At 74.3% G+C, this 13,246-nt stretch carries 12 protein-coding genes; 8 read left to right on the top strand and 4 right to left on the bottom strand.

What is annotated here, in order from left to right; translation table 11 throughout:
* Positions 1 to 197 precede the first annotated feature (197 nt).
* Both MUU72_RS03360 and MUU72_RS03355 read right to left on the bottom strand, forming a co-directional pair.
* Positions 198 to 479 (bottom strand): Lrp/AsnC family transcriptional regulator, encoded by a 282-nt coding sequence (locus MUU72_RS03360; protein WP_248011558.1) that lies wholly within the window; start codon positions 477 to 479, stop codon positions 198 to 200.
* Positions 476 to 1,207: a rhomboid family intramembrane serine protease gene (locus MUU72_RS03355; protein WP_248011557.1), complete on the bottom strand. Its 732-nt coding sequence runs from the start codon at positions 1,205 to 1,207 to the stop codon at positions 476 to 478. Before MUU72_RS03355 ends, MUU72_RS03360 begins: the two co-directional genes overlap by 4 nt.
* Before the next feature lie 192 nt (positions 1,208 to 1,399).
* On the opposite strand from MUU72_RS03355, the gene MUU72_RS03350 reads away from it, so the two are divergent.
* The 5 genes from MUU72_RS03350 (at position 1,400) to MUU72_RS03330 (ending at position 7,087) form a co-directional block, all read left to right on the top strand.
* Positions 1,400 to 1,639 (top strand): hypothetical protein, encoded by a 240-nt coding sequence (locus tag MUU72_RS03350; RefSeq protein ID WP_248011556.1) that lies wholly within the window; start codon positions 1,400 to 1,402, stop codon positions 1,637 to 1,639.
* 18 nt (positions 1,640 to 1,657) lie between these two features.
* Complete coding sequence (locus MUU72_RS03345; RefSeq protein WP_248011555.1) at positions 1,658 to 3,031, top strand: NYN domain-containing protein; 1,374 nt, start codon at positions 1,658 to 1,660, stop codon at positions 3,029 to 3,031.
* Positions 3,032 to 3,335: 304 nt separating this feature from the next.
* On the top strand, positions 3,336 to 4,361 hold the full coding sequence (locus MUU72_RS03340; RefSeq protein ID WP_248011554.1) for a C40 family peptidase: 1,026 nt from the start codon (positions 3,336 to 3,338) through the stop codon (positions 4,359 to 4,361).
* Between the two features lie 235 nt (positions 4,362 to 4,596).
* On the top strand, positions 4,597 to 5,637 hold the full coding sequence (locus MUU72_RS03335; RefSeq protein WP_248011553.1) for a C40 family peptidase: 1,041 nt from the start codon (positions 4,597 to 4,599) through the stop codon (positions 5,635 to 5,637).
* Positions 5,638 to 5,689: 52 nt separating this feature from the next.
* Positions 5,690 to 7,087, top strand: coding sequence for a hypothetical protein (locus MUU72_RS03330; RefSeq protein WP_248011552.1), 1,398 nt, complete (start codon positions 5,690 to 5,692; stop codon positions 7,085 to 7,087).
* Here MUU72_RS03330 and MUU72_RS03325 read toward each other — a convergent pair.
* Entirely contained in the window at positions 7,044 to 8,363 is a 1,320-nt protein-coding gene (locus tag MUU72_RS03325) for a glycosyltransferase 87 family protein (RefSeq protein WP_372502964.1), read from the bottom strand. The two genes, MUU72_RS03330 and MUU72_RS03325, sit on opposite strands and share 44 nt — an antisense overlap.
* A gap of 165 nt (positions 8,364 to 8,528) precedes the next feature.
* Here MUU72_RS03325 and MUU72_RS03320 point away from each other — a divergent pair, with 165 nt between their 5' ends.
* Positions 8,529 to 9,671: a glycosyltransferase family 4 protein gene (locus MUU72_RS03320; protein ID WP_248011551.1), complete on the top strand. Its 1,143-nt coding sequence runs from the start codon at positions 8,529 to 8,531 to the stop codon at positions 9,669 to 9,671.
* A 69-nt stretch (positions 9,672 to 9,740) separates the two neighbouring features.
* Here MUU72_RS03320 and MUU72_RS03315 read toward each other — a convergent pair whose 3' ends face one another.
* Positions 9,741 to 11,537: an AMP-dependent synthetase/ligase gene (locus MUU72_RS03315; protein WP_248011550.1), complete on the bottom strand. Its 1,797-nt coding sequence runs from the start codon at positions 11,535 to 11,537 to the stop codon at positions 9,741 to 9,743.
* A gap of 271 nt (positions 11,538 to 11,808) precedes the next feature.
* On the opposite strand from MUU72_RS03315, the gene MUU72_RS03310 reads away from it, so the two are divergent.
* Both MUU72_RS03310 and MUU72_RS03305 read left to right on the top strand, forming a co-directional pair.
* Entirely contained in the window at positions 11,809 to 12,585 is a 777-nt protein-coding gene (locus MUU72_RS03310) for a metallophosphoesterase family protein (RefSeq protein WP_248011549.1), read from the top strand.
* A 176-nt stretch (positions 12,586 to 12,761) separates the two neighbouring features.
* Positions 12,762 to 13,244 carry an SRPBCC family protein gene (locus MUU72_RS03305; protein WP_248011548.1) on the top strand — a complete coding sequence of 161 codons (483 nt, stop codon included), beginning with the start codon at positions 12,762 to 12,764 and terminating at the stop codon, positions 13,242 to 13,244.
* The last annotated feature ends 2 nt before the right edge of the window (positions 13,245 to 13,246 follow it).

The following is a 13,246-nucleotide window of genomic DNA, read 5'->3' as shown; positions in this document are numbered from 1 at the left end:
GCCGAACAGCCCCGCGCAGCGGAATCCCGAACCCCGCGAAGCGGGGAACCGCCCCGCGCAGCGAGGGGCCCAGAGCGCCGGAGGCGCAACGCACAGGCACCCCGCACGGCGGGAAAGCCGACAACGTGCGCAGGCCCACCGCAGGTACCCGCACGGCGGGAAACCCGACAACGTGGGAAAAAGCCAAGCGGCCAGCGCTACGCGTCGAGGCCGATGGAGAACGCCGCCTCCAGGTCGTGCTGGGAGTACGTGCGGAACGCGATGTGCGTCTCGGTGGAGGCGACGCCGGGGACCTTGCTGATGCGGCCGGGGATGACGTCGGCGAGGTCGTCGTGGTGGGCGACCCGCACCATCGCGATGAGGTCGTGCGCGCCGGTGACCGAGTAGACCTCGCTGACGCCTTCCAGTGCGGCGATCTGCTCGGCGATCTCCGGGATCTGGTCCACGCTGGTCTTGATGAGCACGATCGACGTGATCACGGCTGGCTCTCTCCCTCGGCCGACGGTCCGTTCCCCCTGGTGGCCCCCACACTATCCCGGCCGTGGCGGGCCCATGCGTAGAGGAATCCGAGGGCGAAGCCGATGACGTGGGCGAGGTAGGCGACGCCCGGGCCGGCCGGGTCCTGGCGGGCCGCCTGCCACTGGAGGCAGAACCAGAACAGCAGCACCGCCCAGGCCGGGAACCGCAGCGGCAGGAAGAACAGGAACGGGAACAGGCTGGTGACCCGGGCCCGCGGGAAGAGGAAGAGGAAGGCGCCCAGGACGCCGGAGACCGAGCCGGAGGCGCCGACCAGGGTCTGGTCGGAGGAGGCGTGCGCGGCGGCGTAGCCCAGCAGCGCGAGGTAGCCGGCGGCCAGGTAGAAGGCGGTGAAGGGGAGGCGGCCCATCCGCGCCTCGGTCATCTGGCCGAACACGTACAGGAAGAGGACGTTGCCCAGCAGGTGCAGCCAGCTGCCGTGCACGAACAGCGCGGTGAGCGGGGTGAGCAGGGCCTTCGGCGAGCCGCTCCACAGGTCGAGCGGGATCACCCCCCAGCGTGCGAAGTAGCCGGCCTGGGCGTGCAGCAGGGCGGCGCCGGTGCCGTAGGCGCGGTTCAGGCCGGAGGCCGGGCCGAGGACGAAGAGCACGCAGCACAGCGCGATCAGCACGTTCGTCATGCGGGAGAACACCGCGCGCAGCGTGCGGGCGGGGTGGACCGGCGCCGTCATGAAGTGATCATGACGCAATCCGGGCACAGGGGACAGAGCGCCTCGCCGCGTCCCGCCTTCCGGGCGGGCCCGCGCCGGCCCCCTGTCAGGCCGTAGGGTTACAGGCAGTACGTTGCGTATTTCCGCAGTCCGGCGGCGCACCGCGTGATCCGCCCCAGCATTTGCACGACGAGCACGAAAGAGGACGACACGATGGCTGTTCCCCTGCCGACGGCGGAGACCCGGTGGCGCTGCACGCTGTGCGGCAACCTCACGCGGTTCGACGTCACCCGCCGGTCGAAGGTGGTGGAGTACGTCCACCTCGACCTGGCCGGGGAGCCGACGGTGGAGGAACGCGAGGTCATCAGCGAGACCGTCGAGTCGGTGCGCTGCCGCTGGTGCAACGCGGTCGACCGGATCGAGCTGGTGGACCGTCCGGGCGCGAGCGCCTGAGATCGGAGCGATGCAGCCGTGGTGGAACGTCCAGAAGGGGAGCCGGGGGCGAAGCGCGCGGACGCGCCCGAAGGGGCGGCCGACGAGGTGCTCGACCAGCCGCTGCCCGAGGGCGTACGGCGCCGCGTCGTGGCGCTCACCGCGGAGTCGTTCGGGGCGCTGACGGTCTCCGAACTCCCGCCCGCGCTGCGGCAGTACGCCCGTTTCACCCCGTCCCGGCGGGCCAAGTTCGCCGGGAACGCGATGGCCGCGGCGCTGGAGAGCGACGCGGTCTTCCGGCAGCGGATCGCCGGGCGGCTGCGGGACGCCCAGCCGGAGCTGGCCGAGGCCCTGGAGCAGGGCACCCCGCCCGCCGCCGCCGATCCGCTGGACGTGGCGGCCGCGGCGTACGTGCTGCGCCCCGAGGGCTGGGTCAAGCTGGTGGCGGCGGCCGGCGAGGAGGCGCAGCGGGCGCGGGACGAACGGGCCGGCGCGGAGGCCGAGCGGGAAGTGGCCCGGCTGCGGCAGGAGCTGGCGCAGGCGCGGGACCAGGCGCGTACGGAGGCGGACCGGGTCCGGGCGGACCTGGAGGCGGTGCGCAAGGAGAACGAGTCCCTCCAGCGCAAGCTGCGCAGTGCGCTCAGCGACGTCAAGCGCGGGGAGGCGGCGGCCCGCAAGGCGCAGGCGGCGGCGGCCGAGGTCCGGGAGCGGGCGGCGGCCGACAAGGCCGTGGCGGACAGCGAGCTGCGCCGCCTCAAGGCCCGGATCGCGGAGGCCGAGGCGGCGCTGGAGAGCAGCCGGCGCTCGGCCCGCGAGGGCCGCAGCGTGGAGGACATGCGGCTGCGGCTGTTGCTGGACACGGTGCTGGACGCGGCCCAGGGGCTGCGCCGCGAACTGGCCCTGCCGCCCGCCACGGGCCGCCCGGCGGACACCGTCGAGGCGGTCGCGCCGGGCCGGATGACGCCGAAGGACATCGCCACCCGGGCGCTGTCGGAGACCGATCCGGCGCTGCTGGACCAACTGCTGGCGCTGCCCCAGGCGCACATGGTGGTGGACGGCTACAACGTCACCAAGACCGGCTATCCGACGATGCCGCTGGAGAAGCAGCGGCTGCGGCTGCTGGGCGGGCTGGCGGTGCTGGCGGCGCAGACCGGGGCCGAGATGACCTGTGTCTTCGACGGGGCGGAGCTGGCCGCACCGGTCCTGCTGGCGCCGCCGCGCGGGGTGCGGGTGCTGTTCAGCAAACCGGGTGTGACCGCCGACGAGTTGATCCGGCAGCTGGTCCGGGCCGAGCCGTCCGGGCGCCCGGTGGTGGTGGTCTCCTCGGACCGCGAGGTGGCCGACGGCGTCGCGAAGGCGGGTGCCCGGCCGGTGGCATCGGCCCTGCTGCTCAAGCGACTTGCCCGAACCTGACATTTCCGCCGGTGTCCGTTTTGCGGCCGGAAAAGCGCGCCGCCGCTTCGTACCGGAGCGTCAAATGATGCTTACTGGCCGTGTGATGTTGGTAAAAGATGGGGTCGGCGGTGCAGTTTTTCCCCGGCAGGATTTGAAGCGATCACAACTCGGTTACTAAGGTCGGGCCTCGAACCTTCATACAGGTGATCATCCACCCGGGATGGTCAGTGAAGGTACCGCCGAGTCCGCGGCGTTCGCGCGGAGCCGGGGCCCGCTCCCCCCACTCCCGGTAGGCGGCTGGAGGAAGAAGGAGCTCGCCCCCGTGGCGTCCCACCGTCGACCCAAGCAGCCGAGCCGTACTCGTGTGACCGTGCTCACCGCGACCGCCGCCGCGGCCGTCGCCCTCTCGTCCCAGGCGGCGCACGCCGACCCCAGCCAGTCGAAGAAGGACGTCAAGTCCGAGGTCGACAAGCTCTACGGCGAGGCGGAGCAGGCCACCGAGAAGTACAACGGTGTCAAGGAGCAGCAGGACAAGCTCCAGAAAGAGGTCGACGACCTCCAGGACAAGGTCGCCCGCGGCCAGGACGAGCTGAACCAGCTGCGCAAGGGCCTGGGCGCGATCGCCTCCGGCCAGTACCGCAGCGGCAGCATCGACCCCTCGGTGCAGCTCTTCCTCTCCGGCGACCCGGACACCTACCTCGAAAAGGCCGCCACCCTCGACCAGTTGAGCGGCAAGCAGGCCGACCAGCTCAGAACGATCGCGGACAAGCAGCGCCGGCTCGCCCAGGAGCGCGCGGAGGCCGCGAGCAAGATCAAGGACCTCTCCGAGACCCGCAAGTCGCTCGGCGAGAAGAAGGACGAGATCAAGGGCAAGCTCGCCAAGGCCCAGGAGCTGCTCAACACGCTGACCGCCAAGGAGCGGGAGGCCATGCAGGCCGCGGACGACCGCGCCAACCGCAGCAACGAGCGGGTCAACCTCGGCGACGACGTGCCGGCCTCGCAGCGCGGTGCGGCCGCCCTGTCCGCCGCCCAGTCGAAGATAGGCTCCCCCTACGTCTGGGGCGCCACCGGCCCGTCCTCCTTCGACTGCTCGGGTCTGACCTCCTGGGCGTACGCGCAGGCCGGCCAGTCGCTGCCGCGCACCTCCCAGGAGCAGGCCAACGCCGGCACCCGCATCTACTCGCAGAGCGCCCTCAAGCCCGGCGACCTGGTGCTCTTCTACGGCGACCTGCACCACATCGGCCTCTACGCCGGCAACGGCACCGTGCTGCACGCCCCGAAGCCGGGCGCCGCGGTCCGCTACGAGTCGATCAACAACATGCCGTTCCAGTTCGGCGTGCGGGTCTGAAAAGCCTCACAACACCCGCAACCTGCCGCCCGATCGGGCGAATTGCGGCCCCGGCCGCTGACCTGCCGCTCCGCCGGTGACCTGCGACGTCACCGGCGGAGCGGCTTTTTGCGTACGAAAAGCGGTCTTTGGCCGGTGTACCGGGGCGCGGTTACTGTCGGCCCTCGCAGCTGCCGGATCACCGACCGTCCACGCCCGGACGGCAGGGGCTGCACACGGAAGGAGTTGCGGCCTCGTGGTGTCCCATCGCCGTACGTCGCAGCGCGGCCAGTCCACCCTCGCCTCGGTCACCGTCCTGTCCGCCGCCCTGGCGACCGCGGCGCTGTCGGCCCCCGCGGCCGGTGCCGACCCCGCCGAACACCCCGCGGCCGGCCGGGAGAAGGCAACCGCCCGGGTCGGCGCGCTCTACGAGGAGGCCGAGCGGGCCACCGAGAAGTACAACGGCGCCACCGCCCGCACCAAGGAGCTGCGCCGGGAGGTGTCGGCCCTCCAGGACCGCGCCGCCCGCACCCAGGAGCGGGTCAACCGCATGCGGGCCCGGCTCGGCGCGGTGGCCGCCGCCCAGTACCGCTCCGGCGGGATCGACCCGGCCGTCCGCCTGATGCTCTCCGAACGGCCGGAGAGCTACCTGGAGAAGGCGTCCGCCCTGGACCGGCTGAGCGGCACCCAGGCCCGCGAGCTCCACCGCCTCCGCTCGGCCACCCGCGACCTGGAGCAGCAGCGCCGGGAGGCCGCCCGCAAGCTGGCCGAGCTGGAGGCCGGCCGGACCGAGGTGGCCCGGCACAAGAAGGAGGTCCAGCGCAAGCTGGCCACCGCGCGGCGGCTGCTCAACGCCCTCCCGCCGCACGCCCGCGCCGCCTACGACCGGGCCGCCCGCGGCGACGGCCGGGAGGAGGGCGTCCCGGATCTCTCCGGGGCCCCGGCGGGCTCGGGCCGGGCCGCGGCGGCGGTCGCCGCGGTCCGCGCCGCGGTCGGCGCCCCCTACGCCTGGGGCAGCACCGGCCCCGCCGCGTTCGACTGCTCCGGACTCACCCAATGGGCCTACGCCCGGGCCGGCGTCTCGCTGCCGCGCACCTCGCAGGCCCAGCGCGGCGCCGGGCGGCAGGTCCCGCTGTCCCAGGCCCGCCCCGGCGACCTGGTCATCTACCGCTCGGACGCCAGCCATGTCGCCATGTACGTCGGCAACGGGCAGGTGGTGCACGCGCCCTATCCCGGCGCCCGGGTGCGCTACGACCCGGTCGGCATGATGCCGGTCTCGGCGGTCACCCGGCCCTGAACGGTCCGCCCAGCGTTTTTGCCCCGCCCGCGCGGCCCTTACGATCGGCCGCATGCCGGACCTGAGGGCGCGACGCGGGAGGCGGTGGCGGGCCGCACGGGCGGCCGGCTGCGCGGCGCCGCTGCTCGCGCTGCTCGTCCAGCTGAGCGGCTGCGCGCCCGCGGAGAGCGCCACCGACCGCTATCCGGACGTGCAGAAGATGCTGGACGCCCGGGCCGGGGCGGTCCGGCGGCACGACACCGCGGCCTTCCTGGCCACCGTCGACCCCCGGGCCACCGCCTTCCGGGCCCGCCAGCGCGCGGTCCTGGGCAACCTCGCGGCGGTCCCGCTGGCCGACTGGCACTACGACCTGGAGGCCACCGGCGCGTTCCCGCTGCCGGCCGGCAGCGGGCGGCGGCTGGCCGCGCAGGTGCGGCTGCGCTACCGCCTCAGCGGCTTCGACACCGCGCCGGTCACCAGCGTCCAGTACCTCACCCTCACCGAGCGCGGCGGCCGCTGGCTGGTCTCGGCCGACTCCGACGGCGCCGCCGACGGGCGGACCGGCACCCGGCAGCTGTGGGACCAGGGGCCGGTCCGGCTGGTCCGCGGCCGGTACGGCCTGGTGCTGGGCGGGGCCGCCGACCCGGCCCGGCTGCGCGACCTGGCGCGGCGGGTGGACGCCGCGGTGCCCGCCGTCTCGGCCGTCTGGAAGGGCGCCTGGGCGCGGAAGGTGGTGGTGGAGGCCCCGGACACCGTCGAGCGGATGGCGCAGCTGATGGGCGGTGACGACCCGTCCGTGTACAGCGGGATCGCGGCGGTCACCACCGGGGAGGCGGGCGCGGCGGTCGCGGCCCCCGCGGACCGGGTGATCGTCAACCCGGACGCGTACGAGGAGCTCAACGACCTGGGCCGGACGGTCGTCCTCACCCACGAGACGACCCACGTCGCCACCCGCGCGCTCACCACGCCCGCCACCCCGCTGTGGCTCTCGGAGGGCTTCGCGGACTGGGTCGCCTACCGGGAGGTGCGCCGCCGGCCGGCCACCACCGCGCCGGAGCTGTCCCGCGCGGTCGCCGCCGGGGGCCCGCCGGCGCGGCTGCCGGGCGACGCCGACTTCGGCTTCCGGGCCGGTGCCGAGCGGCTGGCCGAGGCGTACGAGGGCGGCTGGCTGGCCTGCCGGATGATCGCCGAGAAGTGGGGCGAGGCGCGGCTGATCGCCTTCTACCGGGACACCGGGCGGCGGGGGCTGCGCACCGCGGCGGCCGGACCGGCGACCGGCCCGATGGAGGCGCGGACCACCGCCCCGGTGGCGCCGTCCGCCACCGGGACCCCGGCGCCGCCGGTCGGCGGCACCGTCCGGCGGGCCGGGCGCAGCGGGCCGCTGGAGCGCGCGATGCGCGAGCAACTGGGCGTCGGGCTGGCGGAGTTCACCGCGATGTGGCGCGCGTACGTGCGCCGCGAACTGGGCTGAGGGCGGGCCGGGCGCCGGGCACCCCGGCCGGGTCCGGGGCGCGGCCGCCCCCGGCCGCGGCCCGCAGTCGGCGGCAGGCCAGCAGCGCCGCCGCCACCAGCAGGCCGTTGCGCACCACCAGCAGGGCGATGCCGAGCGGGGTGCTCGCCACCACGTCGGCGAAGTGGACCGGGAACTCCAGCGTGGTGGCCGCGGCGGCCGGCAGCACCAGCAGCGCCGGGAGGGCCTGCCGGCTCGCCCGTACGGTCAGGCAGACCGCGGCCAGCCCGACCAGCCACAGCAGGTACTGCGGGCTGAGCACCCGGCTGGTGGCGGTGGTCAGCAGGGCCGCGGTGAACGCGGCGTCGCACAGCACCGCCGGGGTCAGTTCCGGGGCCCGCAGCCGCCACCGCAGCAGCCAGAGCGCCGCCGCACCGGTCAGCGCCAGCGCCAGCGCGCCGGTCAGCGGGACGCCGGGGCCGGTGAACTCCAGTGAGCCGTACCGCAGTTGCACCTCGCCCGGCCAGCCGGCGAGCCGGGCCCCGTGCAGCAGCAGCGCGACCGGCGCCTCGACCTCCGTGCCGCGGTCCCGCTGGAAGGTGAGGAAGGCCAGCGCACCGGGCGCCGCCGCCACCGCGGCCAGCGTCAGCCCGGCACCCCAGCCCGCCGCGCTGCCCCACAGGGCGCGCGCCCGGCGGCCGCGCAGCGGCGCCCCGGCCAGCAGCAGCACCGGCCAGAGCTTGAGCAGCGTGCCGCAGGCGATCAGCGCACCGGCGGTCCGCGGCCGCCGGGCGGCGGCGAACAGCGCGGCCGCGGCCACCGCCGCCACCAGCAGGTCGTACCGGGCGTACGCGGTCGGGCCGAGCAGTGCGACGCCGCCGATCCACACCCACGCCCCGGCCCGGCGGTGCCCCGGCCGCCGCCCGGCGCGCAGGAACAGCGCCAGCGCCGCCGCGTCCACGGCCAGCACCAGCACCGCGAACGCGGTGGCGTACGGGAGGAAGGGCAGCGCGGTGGGGGCGAGGACGGGCAGTGCGGCGGCCGGCGGGTACTGCCAGGTGACGTCGTCGAGGGGGAAGGTGCCGGAGCGCAGCACCTCGGCCCAGCCGCGGTAGATCACCGAGACATCGGTGGTCACGTCCGGTCCGGGGAGCACCAGCACACCCAGGACACACAGCAGGAGCAGGGCGCGGGTCGCGCCCCAGGCGCCCCAGGCGGCCCATGCCGAGCCGGTGATCCGCGCGGCGGCGCCGCCGGTGTCCGCGGCGGTGCCGGTCCCGGTGCTGGCCATCGTCATCCCGTCGGTCGTCCTGCCCTGCATGATGCGGGAGGGACGCGGCGCGGCCGGGGACGCCCGGTGCGGGCGCGCCGCCCGGGCCCGGCCGCCGACCCGGTACTGTCGGCCCCGGACCGTCCGGGCGCCGCCGCGCCCCGCCCGACCGCCGACCGCCGAGAGACCACCGTGCACAAGACCCTCATCGTCACCAACGACTTCCCGCCCCGGCCCGGCGGAATCCAGGCATTCCTGCACAGCATGGCGCTGCGGCTGGATCCGGGCCGGGTCGTGGTCTACGCCTCCACCTGGAAGCGGAGCGAGGAGGGCCGGGCGGCCACCGCCGCCTTCGACGCCGAGCAGCCGTTCCCGGTGGTGCGGGACGCCACGACGATGCTGCTGCCGACGCCGCGGGTGACCCGGCGCGCGGTCTCCCTGCTGCGCGCCCACGGCTGCTCCTCGGTGTGGTTCGGGGCCGCCGCGCCGCTGGGCCTGATGGCCCCGGCGCTCCGCGCGGCCGGCGCCCGCCGGATCGTGGCGACCACCCACGGCCACGAGGCGGGCTGGGCGCAGCTGCCCGCGGCCCGGCAGCTGCTGCGCCGGATCGGCGAGGGCACCGACACCCTGACCTACCTCGGCGAGTACACCCGGTCGCGGATCGCCGCCGCGCTCACCCCGGCCGCCGCCGCCCGGATGGTGCAACTGCCGCCCGGCGTCGACGAGAAGACCTTCCACCCGGGCTCGGGCGGCGACGCGGTCCGGTCCCGGCTGGGGCTGGCCGACCGCCCGGTGGTGGTCTGCGTCTCCCGGCTCGTCCCGCGCAAGGGGCAGGACACCCTCATCGAGGCGATGCCCGCGATCACCGCGGCGGTGCCGGACGCGGTGCTGCTGGTCGTCGGCGGCGGCCCGTACGAGGAGCGGCTGCACGCGCTGGCGCTGGAGAAGGGCGTCGCCGGCGCGGTCCGCTTCACCGGCGCGGTGCCGTGGGAGGAACTGCCCGCCCACTACGGCGCGGGCGACGTCTTCGCGATGCCCTGCCGCACCCGCCGCGGCGGGCTGGACGTCGAGGGCCTGGGCATCGTGTACCTGGAGGCGTCCGCCACCGGACTCCCGGTCGTCGCGGGCGATTCGGGCGGCGCCCCCGACGCGGTCCTGGACGGCGAGACCGGCTGGGTGGTCCCCGGCGGCTCCCCGGCGGCCGCCGCCGACCGGATCATCACGCTGCTGAAGGACCCCGCCCTGCGCCGCGCCATGGGCGACCGCGGGCGCGCCTGGGTGGAGGAGAAGTGGCGCTGGGACCTGCTGGCGGAGCGGCTGCGGGGGCTGCTGTAGGCCACGCGGCGGCGTAGGGCGCGCCGGCCGCCGGTGCCGGCCCCCGCGTCCGCTTCCGGTGGGCGGCCCTCACCCCCGGTAGAGCGCCTCGATCTCCTCCGCGAAGTCCTTGGCGACGACGTTCCGCTTCAGTTTCAGGGACGGCGTGACGTGGCCGGATTCCTCGGTGAACTGGGTCGGCAGGATGCGGAACTTGCGCACCGACTCGGCCTTGGAGACCGCCGCGTTGCCGTCGTCCACCGCGCGCTGGACGGCGGCCAGCAGCTCGGGGTCCTGGGCGAGCTGGGCGGGCGTGGTCCCGGCGGGGTGGCCGTGCTCCTCGGCCCAACGGGGCAGGAACTCCTCGTCCAGGGTGATCAGCGCGCCGATGAACGGGCGGCCGTCGCCGACCACCATGCACTCGGCGATCAGTGCGTGGGCGCGGATCCGGTCCTCGATGACGGCCGGGGCGACGTTCTTGCCGCCGGCGGTGACGAGTATTTCCTTCTTGCGGCCGGTGATGGCGAGGTAGCCGTCCTCGTCGAGGGTGCCGAGGTCGCCGGTGTGGAACCAGCCGTCCGACAGTGCCTCGGCGGTGGCCGTCGGGTTGTTCCAGTACTCGGTGAAGAGGTGCTCGCCGTGCAGCAGCACCTCGCCGTCGTCGGCGATCCGGACCACCGAGCCGGGCAGCGGCTGGCCGACCGTGCCGATCTTCTGCCGGTCCCAGGGATTGAACGCGGTGGCCGCGCAGGACTCGGTCAGGCCGTAGCCCTCCAGGGCGGTGAAGCCGATGCCGCGGTAGAAGTGGCCCAGCCGCTCGCCGAGCGGGGCGCCGCCGGAGATGGCGTGGGTGGCCCGGCCGCCGAGCACCGCCCGCAGCTTGCCGTAGACCAGCCGGTCGAAGACCTTGTACTTCACCTTCAGGCCGAAGGACGGCCCGCCGGGGGTGTCCAGCGCCCGGCTGTAGGCGATCGCGGTGTCCGCCGCCTTGTCGAAGATCTTGCCCTTGCCGTCGGCCTGCGCCTTGGCCCGCGCGGAGTTGTAGACCTTCTCGAAGACCCGGGGGACGCCCAGGATCATCGTCGGCCGGAAGGAGGCCAGGTCGTCGGTGAGGTTCTTGATGTCCGGCGCGTGGCCCAGCTTGATCGGCGCCATCAGCGAGGCGACCTCGACCAGCCGCCCGAAGACGTGCGCGACCGGGAGGAAGAGCAGCACCGAGGAGTGGCCGGTGCGGAAGAGGGGGCGCAGCCGCTCGACGACGTTGCCGCACTCGGCGAAGAAGCTGCGGTGGCTGAGCACGCAGCCCTTGGGGCGGCCGGTGGTGCCGGAGGTGTAGACGATGGTGGCGGGGGAGTCCGCGTCGGCCAGTGCGCTGCGCGCGTCGACCTCCTCGTCGGTGATGCCGTCGCCGGCGGCCCGCAGCCGGGCGAGGGCGTCCCGTTCGATCTGCCAGATGTTCGCCAGCTGCGGCAGCCGGTCGCGGACCGATTCCACGGTCGCCTCGTGGTCGGGGGTCTCCACCAGGCAGGCCACCGCGCCGGAGTCGCCGAGGATCCACTGGATCTGCTCGGCGGAGCTGGTCTCGTAGACCGGGACGGTGATGGCGCCGGCGCTCCAGATGGCGAAGTCCAGCAGGGTCCACTCGTAACGGGTGCGCGACATCAGGCCGACCCGGTCGCCGGGCCGGACGCCCGAGGCCATCAGGCCCTTGGCGGCGGCCCGGACCTCGGCGAGGAAGGCGGCGGCGGTGACGTCCTGCCAGGCGCCGTCGACCTTCCGCCCCAGGACCGCGACATCGGGGTACTGCGCGGCGTTGCGGCGGATCAGGTCCGTCAGATTGCCGTCCGCGGGGACCTCGTACAGGGCCGGAAGGCTGAACTCGCGCAAGACTGCTGCTCCTCGAAAGCGCCGGCACCACGACGCTGTGTGCGCACCGGCTGCGGTCCATGATCATGCGGGGGGAGTGGACGGCCCGGACGTTACCCATCGGTATTGCTTTTGGGATAGGGGGTCACGGCCAGATGTTCGATGCGTCACATGCAGCGGACACGTCATGGGGACGCACGCGCAGACTAGTCCAGCGCCGTGGTGACCCGAAAGTAACCAAAGGTCCGCCCTCGCCCTCCCGGGGCCGCGCGGAGCGATCTAGGGTGGCGCCATGCGCGTGCATGTGGTCAGTGATGTCCATGGGAACAGCCGGGACCTGGCGGCGGCCGGAGACGGGGCCGACGCCCTGGTCTGCCTCGGCGACCTCGTCCTCTTCCTCGACTACGCGGACCATTCGCGCGGCATCTTCCCCGAGCTCTTCGGCGTCGCCAACGCCGACACCCTGGTCGCCCTGCGCACCGCCCGCCGCTTCGACGAGGCCCGGACGCTGGGCCGCCGGCTCTGGGCCGAGCTGGACGCGAGCGGTGCGAGCCGGGAGGCGGTCATCGAGTCCGCCGTCCGCCGCCAGTACGCCGACCTCTTCGCCGCCTTCCCCACCCCCACCTACGCCACCTACGGCAACGTCGACATGCCGCGCCTGTGGCCGGAGTACGCCGGTCCCGGCACCACCGTCCTCGACGGCGAGCGGGTGGAGATCGGCGGCCGGGTCTTCGGCTTCGTCGGCGGCGGGCTGACCACGCCGATGAAGACGCCCTACGAGATCGGCGACGAGGAGTACGCCGCCAAGGTCGAGGCGGTCGGCGAGGTGGACGTGCTGTGCACCCACATCCCGCCGGACGTGCCCGAGCTGTGCTACGACACCGTCGCCCGGCGCTTCGAACGCGGCAGCCGGGCCCTGCTCGCCGCCATCCGACGCACCCGCCCCCGCTTCGCCCTCTTCGGCCACGTCCACCAGCCGCTGGTCCGCCGGGCCCGGATCGGCGGTACGGAATGCGTCAATGTCGGGCACTTCAACGCGACCGGGCGGCCCTACGTGCTGGAGTGGTGAGGCCCGTCGTGGCGGGGCCCGCTGGTGTCCGCGCGCGTTCCGCCGCGCGGTAGCCTTCAGCAGCAAAAGGCACGTGAAAACAGAAGCCCGCGGAAGCACGCGGCAGGGCGCGGAGGAACACCGCGGAGTGCCGGTCCGGGCGGACCGGCACGCATCGGTATGGAGGAGTCACGGCGATGGCCGAACACACCAGCTCGAACATCACGATCGAGGCGGCACCGGCCGAGGTGATGGCAGTGATCGCCGACTTCGCCCGCTATCCGGAGTGGACCGGGGAGGTCAAGGAGGCCGAGATCCTGGCCACCGACGACCAGGGCCGCGCGGAGAAGGTCCGCCTGGTGCTGGACGCCGGCGCCATCAAGGACGACCACACCCTCGCCTACACCTGGGCCGGCGGCAACGAGGTCAGCTGGTCGCTGGTGAAGTCGCAGATGCTGCGGGTGCTCGACGGCTCCTACCGCCTGGCCGCCCTCGACGGCGGCACCCGCACCGAGGTCACCTACCAGCTCACCGTCGACGTCAAGATCCCGATGCTCGGGATGATCAAGCGCAAGGCCGAGAAGGTCATCATCGACCGGGCGCTGGCCGGCCTGAAGAAGCGCGTCGAGGGCGGCCCCGCGGCCGCGTCCGCGTCCGCCGACGAGGCCGAGAAGCACTGAGC

Origin of the sequence: Streptomyces rhizoryzae, assembly GCF_023155275.1 — a bacterium.
Lineage (GTDB): Bacteria > Actinomycetota > Actinomycetes > Streptomycetales > Streptomycetaceae > Streptomyces > Streptomyces rhizoryzae.
The sequence above is the reverse complement of the archived record's forward strand: the minus strand, read 5'-3'. Positions and strand labels throughout refer to the sequence as shown.

Bases quoted from the DNA above. Each gene is read 5' to 3' on its own strand.
- MUU72_RS03350 (WP_248011556.1), top strand. From the start codon at position 1,400: ATGGCTGTTCCCCTGCCGACGGCGGAGACCCGGTGGCGCTGCACGCTG.
- MUU72_RS03310 (WP_248011549.1), top strand. From the start codon at position 11,809: ATGCGCGTGCATGTGGTCAGTGATGTCCATGGGAACAGCCGGGACCTG.
- MUU72_RS03355 (WP_248011557.1), bottom strand. From the start codon at position 1,207: ATGACGGCGCCGGTCCACCCCGCCCGCACGCTGCGCGCGGTGTTCTCC.
- MUU72_RS03325 (WP_372502964.1), bottom strand. From the start codon at position 8,363: ATGACGATGGCCAGCACCGGGACCGGCACCGCCGCGGACACCGGCGGC.
- MUU72_RS03305 (WP_248011548.1), top strand. From the start codon at position 12,762: ATGGCCGAACACACCAGCTCGAACATCACGATCGAGGCGGCACCGGCC.
- MUU72_RS03330 (WP_248011552.1), top strand. From the start codon at position 5,690: ATGCCGGACCTGAGGGCGCGACGCGGGAGGCGGTGGCGGGCCGCACGG.